This is a genomic window from Micromonospora sp. NPDC047187, from assembly GCF_040643355.1.
Classification (GTDB): Bacteria; Actinomycetota; Actinomycetes; order Mycobacteriales; family Micromonosporaceae; genus Micromonospora; species Micromonospora salmantinae.
In genome coordinates this window covers 55167-71184 of record NZ_JBEYUF010000030.1, presented here as the reverse complement: position 1 = coordinate 71184, position 16018 = coordinate 55167, and the positions used below count along the sequence as shown (strand labels likewise).

General features: G+C 72.8%; 15 protein-coding genes. 6 read left to right on the top strand and 9 right to left on the bottom strand.

Going from position 1 to position 16018, the window contains the following annotated elements:
- Positions 1 to 91 precede the first annotated feature (91 nt).
- The 4 genes from ABZ794_RS30260 to ABZ794_RS30245 all read right to left on the bottom strand — a co-directional run bounded on the left by ABZ794_RS30260 (position 92) and on the right by ABZ794_RS30245 (position 4984).
- A complete protein-coding gene (locus ABZ794_RS30260) occupies positions 92 to 2293 on the bottom strand; it encodes a transglycosylase domain-containing protein (protein ID WP_238688215.1) in 2202 nt (733 codons plus the stop codon).
- 185 nt (positions 2294 to 2478) lie between these two features.
- Positions 2479 to 3246, bottom strand: coding sequence for a hypothetical protein (locus ABZ794_RS30255; RefSeq protein ID WP_210786394.1), 768 nt, complete (start codon positions 3244 to 3246; stop codon positions 2479 to 2481).
- 152 nt (positions 3247 to 3398) lie between these two features.
- Positions 3399 to 4505 (bottom strand): SPFH domain-containing protein, encoded by a 1107-nt coding sequence (locus tag ABZ794_RS30250; RefSeq protein ID WP_210786393.1) that lies wholly within the window; start codon positions 4503 to 4505, stop codon positions 3399 to 3401.
- A 5-nt stretch (positions 4506 to 4510) separates the two neighbouring features.
- Entirely contained in the window at positions 4511 to 4984 is a 474-nt protein-coding gene (locus ABZ794_RS30245; protein ID WP_091403880.1) for an NfeD family protein, read from the bottom strand.
- 120 nt (positions 4985 to 5104) lie between these two features.
- Between ABZ794_RS30245 and ABZ794_RS30240 the strand changes: the two genes are divergently transcribed.
- Positions 5105 to 6406, top strand: a complete 1302-nt coding sequence (locus ABZ794_RS30240) for a serine hydrolase domain-containing protein (protein ID WP_238688214.1) — start codon at positions 5105 to 5107, stop codon at positions 6404 to 6406.
- A 31-nt stretch (positions 6407 to 6437) separates the two neighbouring features.
- Here the strand turns inward: ABZ794_RS30240 and ABZ794_RS30235 are convergent, their stop codons facing one another.
- Positions 6438 to 7250 (bottom strand): DUF3097 domain-containing protein, encoded by an 813-nt coding sequence (locus ABZ794_RS30235; RefSeq protein ID WP_238688213.1) that lies wholly within the window; start codon positions 7248 to 7250, stop codon positions 6438 to 6440.
- Between the two features lie 173 nt (positions 7251 to 7423).
- Here ABZ794_RS30235 and ABZ794_RS30230 point away from each other — a divergent pair, with 173 nt between their 5' ends.
- A complete protein-coding gene (locus ABZ794_RS30230; RefSeq protein ID WP_210786390.1) occupies positions 7424 to 8218 on the top strand; it encodes a hypothetical protein in 795 nt (264 codons plus the stop codon).
- 30 nt (positions 8219 to 8248) lie between these two features.
- Here the strand turns inward: ABZ794_RS30230 and ABZ794_RS30225 are convergent, their stop codons facing one another.
- From ABZ794_RS30225 to fabG, 4 genes are all read right to left on the bottom strand, one after another.
- A complete protein-coding gene (locus ABZ794_RS30225) occupies positions 8249 to 9028 on the bottom strand; it encodes an HAD-IIA family hydrolase (protein WP_210786389.1) in 780 nt (259 codons plus the stop codon).
- Between the two features lie 15 nt (positions 9029 to 9043).
- Positions 9044 to 10072, bottom strand: coding sequence for a ferrochelatase (locus ABZ794_RS30220; RefSeq protein WP_357518762.1), 1029 nt, complete (start codon positions 10070 to 10072; stop codon positions 9044 to 9046).
- A 100-nt stretch (positions 10073 to 10172) separates the two neighbouring features.
- Positions 10173 to 10940, bottom strand: a complete 768-nt coding sequence (gene fabI / locus ABZ794_RS30215; RefSeq protein ID WP_210786387.1) for an enoyl-ACP reductase FabI — start codon at positions 10938 to 10940, stop codon at positions 10173 to 10175.
- 27 nt (positions 10941 to 10967) lie between these two features.
- Positions 10968 to 11672: a 3-oxoacyl-ACP reductase FabG gene (gene fabG / locus ABZ794_RS30210; RefSeq protein WP_210786386.1), complete on the bottom strand. Its 705-nt coding sequence runs from the start codon at positions 11670 to 11672 to the stop codon at positions 10968 to 10970.
- Between the two features lie 155 nt (positions 11673 to 11827).
- Here fabG and ABZ794_RS30205 point away from each other — a divergent pair, with 155 nt between their 5' ends.
- The 4 genes from ABZ794_RS30205 to ABZ794_RS30190 all read left to right on the top strand — a co-directional run bounded on the left by ABZ794_RS30205 (position 11828) and on the right by ABZ794_RS30190 (position 15983).
- Positions 11828 to 13057 carry a histidine kinase gene (locus ABZ794_RS30205; protein WP_357518759.1) on the top strand — a complete coding sequence of 410 codons (1230 nt, stop codon included), beginning with the start codon at positions 11828 to 11830 and terminating at the stop codon, positions 13055 to 13057.
- Complete coding sequence (locus tag ABZ794_RS30200; protein WP_357518757.1) at positions 13054 to 13716, top strand: response regulator transcription factor; 663 nt, start codon at positions 13054 to 13056, stop codon at positions 13714 to 13716. The genes ABZ794_RS30205 and ABZ794_RS30200 overlap by 4 nt, the downstream gene beginning before the upstream one ends.
- Positions 13717 to 13815: 99 nt before the next feature.
- Complete coding sequence (locus ABZ794_RS30195) at positions 13816 to 14721, top strand: alpha/beta hydrolase (protein WP_357518755.1); 906 nt, start codon at positions 13816 to 13818, stop codon at positions 14719 to 14721.
- Positions 14718 to 15983 carry an acyltransferase gene (locus ABZ794_RS30190; protein WP_357518753.1) on the top strand — a complete coding sequence of 422 codons (1266 nt, stop codon included), beginning with the start codon at positions 14718 to 14720 and terminating at the stop codon, positions 15981 to 15983. The genes ABZ794_RS30195 and ABZ794_RS30190 overlap by 4 nt, the downstream gene beginning before the upstream one ends.
- Positions 15984 to 16018: the final 35 nt, after the last annotated feature.

Genomic DNA, 16018 nt, shown 5'->3' with positions numbered 1-16018 from the left:
CAAAGCCCCCGCGGGGGGGGGGGGGGGGGGGGGGGGGGGGGGGGGGGGGGGGGGGGGGGGGGGTGGGGGGGGGGGGGGGGGGGGGGGGTGGTCAGCCTCGGCGGTCCAGCCAGCGTTGGAGGGCTGAGCGGGGGTCGTCGGTGGTGGGGTCCTGTCGACGGTTCGGGACCGTCGGACGCTCCACCGGGCGGTGCGGGTCACCGGCCAACTCGTGGCTCGGCGCGGCGAACGCCTTCTCCGGCTGGCCCTTGACAGCGGTGGCGATGACCCGGGCGACCGCGTCGATCACCTTGGCCTGCACCGCCGAGCCCACCGAGTCGGCCGGGTCGTCCGGGTTGGCGGCGATACCGGCCACCGCGATCTGCGGGGTGAAGCCGACGAACGTCTCGGTGGAGTTCTCCTCCGAGCTACCCGTCTTACCAGCCACCGGCCGGCCGTCGAGGATGTCGTTCACGCCGGTGGCGGTGCCGCCGTTGCACTGCCCGAACGCCGACTGCTGACCCACCGGGCAGCGCGCCGCGTCCGTCGCGGCACGGGCGACGTCGGCGTCGAGCACCCGCTTGCAGAAGGGCTGCCCCACCGGCACCTTCGTGCCGTCCGCGTCGGTCACCGAAACCACCGGCACCGGCGTGCAGTAGGTGCCCTCGGCGGCCACAGTGGCGTACGCGTTGGCCAGGTCCAGCGGGGTGGTGGCCGCCACGCCCAGGGTGAACGAACCCCAGTTCGCGGCGTTGTTCTTGGCGAAGGCGGCGTCCGAGTCGGCGCGGAACGTGATGCCGAGCCGCTGCGCCATCTGGACCACCTTGTCCTGGCCGACCTGCTCGGCCAGCCAGACGAAGTAGGTGTTCACCGAGCGGCCGAAGCCGTCCCACATCATCCGGTACCCGTCCATCCAGTCCGGGTTGGCGTTCGCCGGGCACCATTGGCCGTCACAGCTTCCCGGGCCCTCGGCGGCGTACCGGGTGGGCAGCTTGGCGGGCGCGTCGAAACCGGTGGAGAGGGTACGGCCCGACTCCAGCGCGGCGAGCATGGTGAACAGCTTGAAGGTGGAGCCTGCCTGGTACCCGTCGACGCTGGCTCCGCCGGAGATCAACGGGTTGACGGTGTTCGGGTAGTTCGCCTGCCCGGCCGGGTTGTCGGCGAGGCTGTAGTGCCTGTTGACCGCCATCGCCAACACCCGCCCGGTGCCCGGCTGGACCGCCGCGATCGGCAGGGCGCGCTTGTTGTCGTAGGAGTAGACCTTGGTGGCCTGCTGCTGCGCGGTGGCCTGGATCTTCGGGTCCAGCGAGGTGACCACTGTGTAGCCGCCCGAACGCAGTGCCTGCTCGCGTTCCGCGACGGTCGCCCCGAAGGCCGGCTGGGTCAGCCACCACTGGCGCAGGTAGTCGCAGAAGAAGCCCCAGTCGTCGTGGCCCTGGGAGACGGCGGTGCAGCCGTTGGGCTGGGCGGTGGGGCGCAGGGCCAGCGGCTCGGCCTTGGCCTGGGCGGCCTGCGCGGCGGTGATCGCGTTGGTGGCGACCATCGAGTCCAACACGTACGACCGGCGGCTCAGTGCCTCGTCCTTGTCGCCACTGATCGGGCTGTACGCGTCCGGGGACTGCACCAGACCGGCCAACAGGGCAGACTCGGCGAGGGTCAACTGCGCCGGAGGCTTGCCGAAGTACCGCTGACTGGCCGCCGCGATCCCGTACGCGCCGGAGCCGAAGTAGGCGATGTTCAGGTACCGGTCGAGGATCTCGTCCTTGCCGAGGCTCTTGTCCAGCGCGCTCGCGTACCGGATCTCCTGGATCTTGCGGCCCACCGTGGGATCGGTGGCGGCGGCGCGCTCCTCGGCGGTGCGGGTGGGGTCCGTCTTGAGCACGTTACGGACGTACTGCATGGTCAGCGTCGAGCCGCCCTGCTCGGTGCCGCCACCCTTGACGTTTGCCACCAGCGCCCGGGCCAGGCCGCGCAGGTCCGCGCCACCGTGCTCGTAGAAGCGCCGGTCCTCGGCCGCCACGATCGCCTGCCGCATGACCGGGGCGATCTCCGACAGGGGGACGTCGGTGCGGTTCACGTCGTAGAACGTGGTGATCAGCGTCTTGCCGTCGTTGGCGTAGAGGTACGAGCGCTGCGGCGTGGCCGGGGTCTTCAGCGAGGCCGGCAACGCGGCGTACGACCCGAGCGCGGAGCGGGCGGTGAGCCCGAGCAGCAGGTTGCCCGGCAGCGCGGCGACTGCCAGGACGAGCCCGGCCAACACGCCGGCGAGCAGCACTGTGAACAGCCGCGACAGCGGCGAGCGGGGGGCGGCCATGCTCCCCAGGATTGCCATGAAAGCCGCTAACCGACCACCCCCACCCCCCAATTGTCACCAACTTCACCCCCACCCCGACCCGCGTTGATCATGAAGTTGTTGCCATGACACGCCGAGGCCGAGCGCAACAACTTCATGATCAACGGACGAGGGGCAGGCCCGAGGCCGAGGCCGGGCGGGGTGGGTTAGGGGTTGGGCGTGCTTAGGCTGGCGGTGGCGGCGTCTCTGGCGGTTTCGCGGGGCATCAGGCGGCCGGAGCGGTAGCCGATGCCGATGCCCGCGATCAGCACGAAGATCGCGCCGAAGGTCTGCAACGAGCCGATCAGGGCACCACCGAGGCCGAGCAGCGGCGCGGCGATGATCAGCATGACGCCGTCGCCGAGGCTGAAGGTGCCCGAGCGGGCCACCGCCCACCCGGTGAGGAACCAGCCCGCGCTGTAGAACGTCGCGCCGAGCAGGACCAGCGACCGCGCGGTGGCGCCGAAGACCGGCGTCTGCTCCTCGAACCCGGCGAACGGCAGCATCAGCACGGTGCCGGCGATGCTGACCAGCAGCCCGGCGGCGGCCGCCCGGCGGCTGCGGGTCGCGGCCAGCAGCCCGGTGAGGGCCAACAGCGCGAGCAGGCCGAGCCAGACCGCGGCCACCCAACCGATCAGGTACACCGCCCGGCCGTCGGCCGGATAGGGGTCGTTGCCCACCCCTCCGTCGCTGGCCATCGCCACCGCGCCGTAGAGGATGGCGTACGCGGGCAGCAGCCAGACCGCCGCCCGTGCGAACCGACGTACCGACCAGGCCCAACTGGCGTTCGTGGCGGGGGCGCCCGGGGTCGGCTCGCCGACGAAGGGCAGTACGCCGAACCCGCCACCGCTGCGCCGGGAGCCCAGCGGGGCGACCGGGTCGTGTGCGCCGGGCACCGGGGCCGAGGACCACATCCGATTCGCCGGATCCTTCATGCGTCACCTCGCTCGTCGTCGAGCGGTGCACCGACGCGCCGGGGCGCCCCGATTGCCTGGTCACCACCCGTCCTAGGACCGATCGTGGCAGGCGTCGGAGCGCCCCATGAGTCTTTCTCGTATTTAGCCGACCGGGCGGCCGGCGTACCGGATCAGCCGCGCTCGCGCTGGTCGGCCGGGTCCTCGGTCAGGCTGGCCGGAGACACCGGCTCCGGTGCGGGCAGCCCCTGCGGCTTGTTGCCGCCGGTGGCCTGCGCCTCGGCGACGCGTACCTCGTCGTGGATCTGCTGGGCGGCGTCCGCCGCGGCCTGCGCCGCCTCCGCGGCCTCGCGCTCCACCTGGCTCGCGTGTTCGGCCGCCTCCGGAGCGGGCAGATCCCCCACCATCTGGCTCAGCCCACCGAGCGCGCCACCCATCCCCTCCAGGGCCTTGGTCAGCTCGGCCGGGACGATCCAGACCTTGTTGGCGCTGCCCTGGGCGATCTGCGGCAGAGCCTGCAGGTACTGGTAGGCCAGCACCTTCTGGCTCGGGTTGGCCTGGTGGATCGCGTCGAAGACCGTACGGATCGCCTTGGCCTGACCCTCGGCCTGCAGGATCCGGGCCTGCCGGTCACCGTCGGCCCGCAGCACCGCCGACTGCTTGTCACCCTCGGCGGTGAGGATCACCGACTGCTTGTGCCCCTCGGCGGTGAGGATCGCCGCGCGACGGTCCCGCTCGGCGCGCATCTGCTTCTCCATCGAGTCGCGGATGCTGGCCGGCGGCTCGATCGCCTTGATCTCGACCCGGGTCACCTTGATGCCCCAGCGCCCGGTGGTCTCGTCCAGCACACCCGAGAGGTGCCTGTTGATCTCGTCCCGGCTGGTCAGCGCGCGCTCCAGATCGAGCGAACCGATCACGTTACGCAACGTGGTGACGGTCAGCTGCTCGATGGCCTGGAGGAAGCTGGAGATCTCGTAGGTCGCCCGGACCGAGTCGACCACCTTGAAGTAGAGGACCGTGTCGATCGAGACCACCAGGTTGTCCGAGGTGATCACCGGCTGCGGCGGGAAGCTGACCACCTGCTCCCGCATGTCGACCTTGGTACGGACCGCGTCGACGAAGGGCACCAGCAGGTTGAGGCCGGGGCTGAGGGTGCGCTTGTACTTGCCGAGCCGTTCCACCACGTCCTGGCGTTGCTGCGGCACGATCCGCACCGCCTTGGCCAGCGTTATCACGGCGATCAATGCCACCGCGATCACCACCACCCCGATTAAGGTCATCCCGTTCACCCTCTCGATTCCGGCAGCTCGCCGGCGGAAGAAACATCGTCCTGCCACACCAGGGCGGTAGCGCCCCGGACCTTTATCACCCGAACCCGTTGACCGGGGTCGTAGACCTGTGTCGTGTCGTACGACCGGGCGCTCCACAACTCACCGTCGATCTTGACGAGACCCTGCTCGGCGTCCACCCGTTCCAGCACCAGCGCCGTGGAGCCCTCGATCGCCTCCACGCCGAACGGCTGCTCGCCGCTCTCCAGCGCCGAGCGGCTGTGCCGCCGGATGACCGGTCGGACCACCACCAGGCTCAACGCCGACACCACAGCGAAGACCAGCGCCTGCACGGCGACCGGCGCGCCCAGGGCGGCCGCACCGGCGGCGGCGAACGCACCGGCCCCGAACATGATCAGAAATAGCGTCGTCGTGAAAATCTCGGCGACGGCCAGCAGCACACCCAAAACGATCCACACCACGGCGTCCACCCCCCGATCGTGACACGCAAATGCACGCGCGGCCTCCCCGCGAAGATCAGTAGGCTCTGCGAGACCCTTTCCGGCCCGTCAAAACACCACAAATCGGCGGCCCGACCCGAGGAGATCCCGTTGATCCTGCTACCCGAGACCGCCCGACAGATCGACACCCGGGTCGCCCGGGCACAGGCCGACGGTCACACCCCGTCGCTGGTGCTGGGCGTGGTCCGCGACGGCACGCTGGCGCATGTGGCCGTCGCCGGCGATCACCCCCGCCCGGATGTCGACCTGCAGTACCGGGTGGGCTCGATCAGCAAGACGATGACCGCCACCCTGATCATGCAGTTGCGCGACGCCGGCCGACTGGCCCTGGACGACCGGCTGGAGCAGCACCTGCCGGGCACCGGTGTGGGCGCGCTCACAGTGCGCCAACTGCTCGGCCACGCCAGCGGCATCCAACGCGAACCCGAGGGCGACTGGTGGGAGCGGACGGCCGGCGTCGACCTGGCCACCCTGCTCGCCGAGGTCGACGCCGACAAGATCGCTTACCCGCCGCACCGCGCGTACCACTACTCCAACCTGGCGTACGGACTGCTCGGCGGGTTGCTCGAACGGCTCACCGGGACACACTGGGCCGACCTGCTCGACGAACGGGTCCTCACCCCGCTGGGCCTGCGCCGCACCACCTACGCGGCCACCGAGCCCTACGCCCGCGGCTACGTCGTCCACCCCTGGCACGGCACGTTGCGCGAGGAACCCCGCACCGACACCGGCGCCATGGCCCCCGCCGGGCAGCTCTGGTCGACGATCGAGGACCTGGGCCGCTGGGCCGCGTTCCTGGCCGACCCCGACCCGTCGGTGCTGGCCGCCGAGACGCTGACCGAGATGTGTGCCCCCGTGGTGATCAGCGACCCCGACTCCTGGACCGGCGGGCACGGCCTGGGGCTGGAGCTCTACCGCGACGGCGAGCGCGTGTACGTCGGGCACGGCGGCTCGATGCCCGGGTACGTGGCCGCCCTCGTGGTGCACCGGCCCACCCGCACCGCGGTGGTGGGCTTCGCCAACTCGTACGGCTTCCCGATCACCGGACTCGGCCGTCAACTGCTGACCACGGTGCTGGACGCCGAGCCGGCGTTCCCGCAGCCGTGGCGGCCGGCCCCCGCCGCCCCGGGTGCCGAATTGGCCGAGCTGACCGGCCGCTGGTGGTGGATGGGCACTCCGCTGGACCTGAGCTGGGACGCGGGTGACCTGGTGGCCCACGTACGCGGTGAGCGGGTGAGCCGGTTCACCGCCGAGGGGACGGACCGCTGGCGGGGACGGTCCGGCCCGGAGAACGGCGAGATCCTGTCGGTGCTGCGCGACGACGACGGACGGGCTCGGGCGGTCGACATCGCCACGTTCGTCTTCACGCGCAGCCCGGACGAGGTTCCCTGACCCATGCCGGGCGGACCGGAGGACCAGGCGGTCAGGCCGGCTCGGTGACGAAGTCGATGAGGCGTTCCATGGCGTTGATCAGAGGGGTCTCCACGTCGGCGAAGCTGTTCACCCGGGACAGGATGTGCCGCCACATGTCGGCCGGCTCGGCCACCCCGAGAGCCGCGCACACCCCCTCCTTCCAGGGCCGCCCCGGCGGCACCACCGGCCAGGCCGCGATGCCCAACGCGGCCGGCTTGACCGCCTGCCACACGTCCACGTAGGGGTGCCCGGTCACCAGCACGTGCGGCGAGTTCACCCGGGCGACGATCCGGCTCTCCTTGCTGCCCGGCACCAGGTGGTCGACGAGTACGCCGAGTCGTCGGGTCGGGCCGGGGCCGAAGTCGCGTACCTCGGCGTCGAGGGCGTCGATGCCGTCCAACGGCTCGACCACCACGCCCTCGATCCGTAGATCGTCGCCCCAGATCCGCTCGACCAGCGCGGCGTCGTGGATGCCCTCCACCCAGATTCGGCTGGCCTTCGCCACCTGGGCCCGCACATTGTCCACGGCAACCGAACCGGACGCGGTCCGCCGACGGGCCGCCGGTACCGCGGCGCGGGTCGGGCGGCGCAGCGTCACCGGGCTGCCGTCGAGCAGGAACGCCGCCGGCAGCAGCGGGAAGTTGCGCCGCTTACCGTGCCGGTCCTCCAACACCACAGCGCCGGCCTCGAAGCCCACCACCGCTCCGCAGAACCCGGAATCGGCATCCTCGACCACGAGATCCGGTTCGGCGTCCACCTCGGGGGTGACCTTGCGCCGTCGCCAATCGCCCGCCAACACGTCCTCGCCGTATCGCCCCGCCATGTCGATCACGCTAAACCCAGCCCGCGCCCACCCCGGCCCCCGACACACCGCCCCGCGCTCTGACCGCCGACCACAGGGGGCGGGGATTGGGGCGAACAGGGCAGTTGGGGGCAGGCCGGGCGACCGGAGCGGCAGCCGAGACAGGGCCGGTCGTGACCACGTACCCTTTCGGCATGTCCACCCCCGCAACGGGCGCGGCCACACTCGCGCCGCGCCGGTCCAGCCGGTTCGTTGCCTGGGTGCGCGCGTGGCGCGCCGGGTTGGTGCCCTACGACGAGGTCGCCGACGCCATCGCCGGCGACGAGGAACACCTCGTTGCGGACGCCCCGGGCACCTGGACCGACGTCCCGCTGGGCGCCGCGCTGCCCACCCTGGCCAAGCTCTCCCCGGACGAGATCCGCCTGGTGCTGCCCGCGCCGGGCGACCCGAGGGGTTTGCCCGGCCCCGGCGACTTCGCCGGTGCGGCGCTGGTCACGGGCGAGGCGGTGGTCGCCGGCGGGCTCGGGCTGATCCCCCAGGTGCGGCTGCACACCTCCGGCTCCGGGGACTGTTTCGAGACGGTGCTCTGGCGGGTCTATCCGCTGCCGGCCAACGCCGCCGCCGCCTCACTCTCGTTGCCTGGCGCCGCCGAGGCGGAGGCCGAGTTGGCCGCCGCGCTGGCCGAGACGACCGCCGTGCTGACCCGCCTCGACGTCGCCCAGTGGCGGCCCGAGCTGGCCGGTGCGCTGGCCGCACTCCGCCGCCCGGACGGCGCCACCGATCTCCCACCGGGCTTCGACCCGCGGGCCCGCCGACTCTTCGCCCGGGCCGCGGTGCTCGACCGGGTGCTGGCGTTGGCCGGGCACGCCGCCCCGGGCGGAGCGATCAACAACTACGAGGCGCAGCAACGGGACGCGGCACTTCGCCCCCTGACCGCCGCCTGCCGGCAGGCGCTGGTGGCCGCCTGCAACGCCCCCCTGCGCCCCTGACCGGAGGGCGCCACAGCACCGCCACGAGCATCAGATCTCGTCGAGCAGGTCCGCTACCGAGTTGATGATGCGGGACGGGCGGTACGGGTAGCGCTCCGCCTCGGTGCGGCTGCTGATCCCGGTGAGCACCAGGATCGTCTCCAGCCCAGCCTCCAGGCCGCACAGGATGTCGGTGTCCATCCGGTCACCGATCATCGCGGTGCTCTCCGAGTGCGCGTTGATGGTGTTGAGCGCCGAGCGCATCATCATCGGGTTGGGCTTGCCGACGAAGTACGGCTCCACCCCGGTCGCCTTGGAGATCATGGCGGCGACCGAGCCGGCGGCGGGTAGCGCGCCCTCCACGGACGGGCCGGTCACGTCGGGGTTGGTGCAGATGAACCGGGCGCCGTCGTTGATCAGGCGGACCGCCTTGGTGATCGCCTCGAAGCTGTAGGTGCGGGTCTCGCCGAGCACCACGTAGTCGGGGGCGAAGTCGGTCAGCACGTAGCCGACGGCGTGCAGCGCCGTGGTCAGCCCGGCCTCACCGATGACGTACGCGGTGCCACCCGGCCGCTGGTCGGCGAGGAACTGGCCGGTGGCCAGGGCGGAGGACCAGATCGACTCCTCCGGCACGTCCAGCCCCATCCGGCTGAGCCGGGCCGTCAGGTCCCGCGGGGTGTAGATCGAGTTGTTGGTCAGCACCAGGAACGGCTTGCCGGAGGCGCGCATCCGGTTGATGAACTCCGGTGCGCCGGGCACCGGCTGGCCTTCGTGCACCAGCACGCCGTCCATGTCGGTCAGCCAACTCTGCACGGGCTTACGGTCCTGCATGATGATCCTCAGAGGTCAGGGGCGACGGGTCGGTACGCAACAGACGGTGGCGCAGGTGTCCCACATGGGCAGCTCGCCCAGGCGGCGGCGCAGCTGCGCGCCGTCCGGGTCGGTTCGCTCGGTGACCAGCTCACGAACCATGGTCACGAAACGCGGGTCGGTGCCCGGCGTGCCGGCCCGGACGAAGTCCAGGCCGAGCTGCTTCGCCGTCTCCAGCGCTTCGGTGTCCAGGTCCCACACGACCTCCAGGTGATCGGAGACGAACCCGATCGGGCTGACCACCACACCAGTGGTGCCGCCCTGCACGAGGGCGGCCAGGTGGTCGTTGATGTCCGGTTCCAGCCACGGCACCTGCGGCGGGCCGGAGCGGCTCTGCCAGACCAGGTCGTACCCCAGGTCGGGTGCGGCGGCCGCGGCGACGAGCCGGGCGGTCTCGTGCAGCTGCGCCTCGTACCGGCCGCCGTGCGGGCCGGCGTTCGCCGCCATCGAGTTGGGGATGGAGTGGGCGGTGAAGACCAGCCGGGTGGTGTCCCGCTTCGCCGGGTCGAGCTGGCCCAGCGCCGCCCGAACCGCGTCGACGTGCGGCTCGACGAAGCCGGGGTGGTCCCAGAACTGACGCAGCTTCTCGATCACCGGGGCGTCCGGGCCGACGGCGGCGCGGGCGGCGGCGATGTCCTCCTGGTACTGCCGGCAGGACGAGTAGCCGCCGTACGCGCTGGTGACGAAGGCCAACGCCCGGGTGACCCCGTCGTCGCGCATCTGGGTCACGGTGTCGGCGAGCATCGGGTCCCAGTTGCGGTTGCCCCAGTAGATGGGCAGGTCGACACCGTGCGCGGCGAAGTCGGCGCGGACGGCGGCCAGCAGGTCCCGGCACTGCTGGTTGATCGGGGACACCCCACCGAAGTGCTGGTAGTGCTCGGCGACCTCGACCAGTCGTTCGGGAGGCACACCCCGGCCCCGGGTCACGTTCTGCAGGAACGGCATCACGTCCTCGGGCCGTTCGGGCCCGCCGAAGGACACCAGCACCACCGCGTCGTACGACATGGGGTCATTCTTGCCCCTCGGCCGGGACGTCCCGGCGACGCCCCCTGGTCCGGACGCGTAGATCACGCGGACGGTGACCGGGGGGCGTCGGGGTGAAGCGTCAGGAGCCGATGGCGTGGTAGCCGCCGTCGACGTGGACGATCTCGCCGGTGGTGGCCGGGAACCAGTCGGAGAGCAGCGCCAGGCAGGCCCGCGCGGCGGGCTCCTGGTCGGTGAGGCTCCAGCCCAGCGGGGCACGCTCGGCCCAGGCCTCCTCGAACTGGTCGAAGCCGGGGATCGACTTCGCGGCGATGGTGCGCAGCGGCCCGGCGGCGACCAGGTTGCTGCGGATGCCCTGCTTGCCCAGGTGCAGCGCCAGGTAGCGGGACGCGGACTCCAGGCCGGCCTTGGCCACGCCCATCCAGTCGTAGACCGGCCACGCCTTCGTCGCGTCGAAGGTCAGGCCGACCACCGCGCCGCCGGGCGACATCAGCGGCAGCGCCGCCATGGCCAGCGACTTGTACGAGAAGGTGGAGACGTGCAGGGCGGTCGCCACGTCCTCCCAGGGCGCGTCGAGGAAGCCGCCACCGAGGCAGCTCTGCGGGGCGAAGCCGATCGAGTGCACGACACCGTCGAGGCCGTCGACGTGCTCGCGTACCCGGTCGGCGAGGCCGGCCAGGTGCTCGGTGTTGGTGACGTCCACCTCGATGACCGGCGCCGGCTCGGGGAGCCGCTTGGCGATCCGTTCGACCAGGGAGAGCCGGCCGTAGCCGGTGAGCACGACCTGCGCGCCGTTCTCCTGAGCGAGCTTCGCCACCGAGAAGGCGATCGAGGCGTCGGTGATGACACCGGTGACGAGCAGTCGCTTACCGGCGAGCAGTCCGGACATCGCTGATTTCCTCCGTAGTCAAAAGGGTTAGTGGCCCATGCCGAGGCCGCCGTCGACCGGGATGACGGCGCCGGAGACGTACCCGGCGCTGTCCGAGGCCAGCCAGGTGACCACGGCGGCGACCTCGTCCGGGCTGGCCATCCGGCCGGCCGGGATGGACTTGAGGATCTCCGCCTTGCGGTCGCCGGTGAGGCCGGCGGTCATGTCGGTGTCGATGAAGCCGGGCGCCACCACGTTCGCGGTGATGTTGCGGCTGCCCAGCTCCCGGGTGATCGAGCGGGCGACGCCGACGAGGCCGGCCTTGCTGGCGGCGTAGTTGACCTGCCCGGCGCCGCCGGCGAGGCCGACCACCGAGGAGATGAAGATCATGCGGCCCCACTTGGCGCGGAGCATCTTGCCGGAGGCCCGCTTCGCGACCCGGAACGCACCGGTGAGGTTGGTGTCCACCACGTCGGTGAACTGCTCCTCGGACATCCGCAGCAGCAGCGTGTCGGCGGTCATGCCGGCGTTGGCGACCAGCACCTCGACCGGCCCCAGCTCGGCCTCGACGGCGGCGAACGCGGCGTCGATCGAGGCGGCGTCGGTGACGTCGGCGCGGACGCCGAACAACCCGTCGGGTGCCTCGCCGCTACGGTGGGTGACCGCCACCCGGTCGCCCTGCTTGGCGAAGGCCTGCGCGATGGCCAGGCCGATCCCTCGGTTACCCCCGGTCACCAGCACGGTTCGGGCCACTGTTCCCCCTTGCGAATGGTCAGCACGGACGCGTCGGAGCCTAGGCGTTACCGGCAGGTAAGCGCTAACGGGAGTCGCGTCACACTGGGGTACCACACCGGGATCAACCCCTGGTGGCACGCCTCGTGGCGGGGTCGGCCCGTAGCCTCCGGGTGGTGAACCGGCATCCGATCGCGGTGGCCCTGAGGGCCCTGCGGCAGACAGTGCTCGGCCCGGACGCCCGGCCCGAGCGGCCGCTGCTGGCCCGTTGGCCGGGGCCGGCCCGCTACGCCGCGCCGGTCGGCCTGCTCGCCGCGCTGGGTATCTTCCTGATCACGCTGACGGTGGAGAGCGAATGGGGGCTGCCGACACCGATCGCGATGCTCTTCGCGGCGATGACTGTGGCGCCGCTGCTGGCGTTGCCCCGGCGTCCCCTGCTGGCCTGGCGGCTGACGGTGCTGGCCCTGCTGATCTGCACGTTCAACGCCCCGGCCGACCAGGCCTGGCCGTGGACCCCGCCGCTGGCGCTCGGGTCGATCGCGGTGCTGGCGGTGGTCGTCGCACGGGTCGACCGGCCGGTGCTGGCCTGGGTGGTGACGATCAGCACGGTGCCGGTGCTCACCCTGGTCCACCCCGACAACCGGGTCCCCGTCCTGCTGCTGCTCGGCGCGCTGGCGATCGTCGGCGACCTGATCCGCCGCAACCGGCTGTCCCGGCACGCGCTGGCGGCGCAGGCCGAGCTGAGCGAACGGGAGCAGGAGCGCCGCGCGGTGCTGGAGGAGCGCACCCGGATCGCCCGGGAGCTGCATGACGTGGTGGCCCACCACATGTCGCTGATAGCGGTGCAGGCGGAGACCGCCCCGTACCGGCTGACGGACGTGCCGGCCCCGGCAGCCGCGGAGTTCGTCGCCATCGCCGCGTCGGCCCGCGACGCGCTCACCGACATGCGGCGGCTGTTGGGGGTGCTGCGCAGCGAGACGACCGGGCCGCAGACCGCGCCGCAGCCGGACCTCACCGACCTGGGCGCGATGGTGGACGCGGCACGCCGGGCCGGGCTGCCGGTGACAGTGGACGCCGAGCCGGTGGAGGACGGGCGGGTGCCCGCGCCGGTCGGGCTGGCCGCGTACCGCATCGTGCAGGAGGGCCTGGCCAACGCGGCCCGCCACGCGGCCGGCGCCGCGGTGCGGGTCACCGTCCGCGTCGGCCGGTCTGGTCTGGGGGTACGCGTCGAAAACTCCCCGGTCGACGTCCGACCGACCCCCGACGGCGGCTCCGGGCACGGGCTGACCGGCATGCGGGAACGGGCCACCTCGCTGGGCGGTACGTTCACCGCCGGGCCGCTGCCCGACGGGGGTTACGCGGTGGTGGCCGAGTTGCCGTACGACGTGGAGGGCGGGGACCGATGATCCGGGTGCTGATCGCCGACGACCAGGCGATGGTCCGACAGGGTTTCGGCGCGCTGCTCGCCGCCCAACCGGATCTGCTGGTGGTGGGGGACGCCGCCGACGGCGCGCAGGCGGTGGCCGCCGCCCGCCACCTCGACCCGGACGTGGTGCTGATGGACGTGCGGATGCCGGTCATGGACGGGCTGGAGGCCACCCGCAAGCTGCTCGGTGACCGGTCGGCGCAGCGCCCCAGGGTGCTCATCCTCACCACCTTCGACCTGGACGACTACGTGTACGAGGCGCTGCGCGCCGGGGCCAGCGGGTTCCTGCTCAAGGACGCCCCGGCGGCCGACCTGGTGCAGGCGGTGCGGGTGGTGGCGGCCGGGGACGCGCTACTCGCCCCGGGTGTCACCCGTCGGTTGATCGCCGAGTTCGCGGCCCGTCCGGACCGCCGCCGCCCACGCCCCACCGACCTGGCCGGGCTCACCCCCCGCGAGACCGAGGTGCTGCGGTTGATCGCCCGGGGTCGCAACAACGCGGAGATCGCGGGTGACCTGGTGGTGGCCGAGCAGACGGTGAAGACGCACGTCGGGCGGATCCTGTCCAAGCTGGGTCTGCGGGACCGGGCCCAGGCAGTGGTGCTGGCGTACGAGACGGGTCTGGTGGCCGCCGGCGAGTAGCCCTGTGGAGCCAGCCCGGGAACGGCTCTGCGGGACGACGACCGGGCCTCGCCCCTGGGCGCACTCTCCCTCCGGACGACATTCCGGAGGGAGAACGTGATGCGACGACGAGGTGCCAGCCGGGTGGCGATGGCCGCGCTGCTCGGCGTGAACCTGGTCCTGCCGACCCGACCCGAGCCGGCCACTGTGGCGGGGTTCGTCGAGGCGTACCCAGTGATGGCGGCGGCGATGCGCGCGGCCGGCCCCCCGTACGCGGACTGGGTGGCCGACGGACGCCGGTTCCTGCTGTTCGACGGGCGTGGTGACGGCCGCGCGGTCGAGGTGTTCGGCGACCTCGCCGACGCGGACCGGATCGCGGTGCTGGTGCCGGGGGTCGGCAGCACCCTCGCCGACTTCGACAGGGGGCTGGGCGGGGTGGCCCGGCGGGCGCCGGCGGTGCAGGCCGGGCAGCTCTACCGGGAGCTGCGGGCGACCGACCCGACGGCGCGGGTCGCGGTGCTGGCCTGGCTCGGCTACGACCCGCCCGACGGGGTGTTGACCGCCGCCGGCGGCGTCAGCGCACGGCGCGGCGCGGCCGGGCTGGCCACGCTGCTGAGGGAGTTGGCCGGGCGGCGTCCGGCCGCGGCGATCACGCTGGTCGGGCACAGCTACGGGTCGTTGGTGGTGTCGCTGGCGGCGGCGCAGGCCCCGGCCCAGGTCACCGACGTGGTCAGCCTCGGCGGCGTCGGCGCCGGGGTGCAGCGCGCCGACGACCTGCCCGGCGGGCGGCGGTTCTGGGCGGCGGAGGCGCCGACCGACTGGATCCGTCGGGTACCGCCGGTGCGGCTGCCGGGCCTGGGTTTCGGCCGGCGACCCGGCGATCCGGCGTTCGGCGCCCGCCCCCTGCCGGTGGGTGGGGTGGCGGGGCACGACGGCTACCTCGCGCCGGGCAGCGCCGCGCTGGTCGCGGTGGCGGCGGTCGTGCTGGGCGGCGTCGACACCGATCGGATCGGGGAGGCCCGATGAGCCGGGACCGTGCCGTCGACGCGCTCCGGGCGTACGCCGTCGGCGGTGTGGTGCTGGGGCACTGGTTGGTCACCGGGTTGGTGCTGGCCGGCGACGGCGGGCTGCACCAGGCCAGTCCGCTGACCGCCCTGCCCGACCTGGCCCCGGTGACCTGGGTGTTGCAGACGCTCGGGTTGTTCTTCTTCACCGCCGGGTTCGGCTCGACCCGGTCGCTGGCCCGCTACCCGGGCGGCGCGGGCGGTTGGCTGGCCGGTCGGCTGCGCCGCCTGCTGCTGCCCACCGTGGCGCTGCTCGGTGTTGGTGCCGCAGTGCTGCTCACCGCCACCGTCGTCGGCACCTCGGACGACACGCTCGCCGTCGCGCTGCGGCTGGCGGTCAGCCCGCTGTGGTTCCTGCTCCCGCTGGTGATCCTGGTCGCGGTGACCGGCCCGCTGCGCGTCGCCGTACGCCGGTGGGGGGTGGCGCGGTGCGGTGCGCCGGCGGTGGCCGTGGTGGCCGCTGTCGACCTGGCCGTCCGGCTGCTGCCGGCCGGCACCGACCTGCCCCCGGTCACCGTGCTGGCGGCCTGGTCGGTGCCGTACCTGCTGGGTGTGGCGCACGCCGAGGGGTGGCTGGACGGGCGGCGGGCGGGCGGCACACTGGCGGCCGGTGGGGCGGTCGCGCTGGCGGCGCTGCTGGCGCTCGGCTACCCGGCGAGCGCGGTCGGCGTGCCCGGGGCGGGGGTGTCCAACCTGAACCCGCCGTCGCTGCTGGTCGTGGCGCTGGCGGTGACCCAGGTCGGGCTGGGGCTGCTCGCCCGGCCGGCACTGCACCGGCTGGTGACCCGGCCGCTGCCGGGTCGAGCGGTGACCGATGTGAACCGGTCCGCCGTCCGGATCTACCTGTGGCACCAGCCGGTACTGGTGGCGGTGACCGCGCTCACCGCCCGCAGCGGGCTGGCCCTGCCCGGTCTGCACACCGCCCCGGACGGCCCGGGGTGGGTGCTGGCGCGCTGCTGCTGGCTGCCGCTGCTCGCCGTGGTGCTGGTCACCGTGGTGCGGGTGGGGCAGCCGATGTCGTTCCGCCGAGGCGTACGCGCTGGTGGCGAGCGGCGTCGCCAACCGGGCGGTGGAGGGGTCTCCGGCCGGTCGGCCGAGTGCGTTCCGCCGGCACCGCAGGTGTACGATCATCGACGTTCCGGCCCGCCCGACTTGCAGGAGGTGATCGCTGTGCGAGATAGCGATCCTCCCAGTCGTGGCCGGGCCGATGGTCAGTCCCGCTGAGCCACGACTCAGTCTGGTGAGCTGACCCCGCTCCG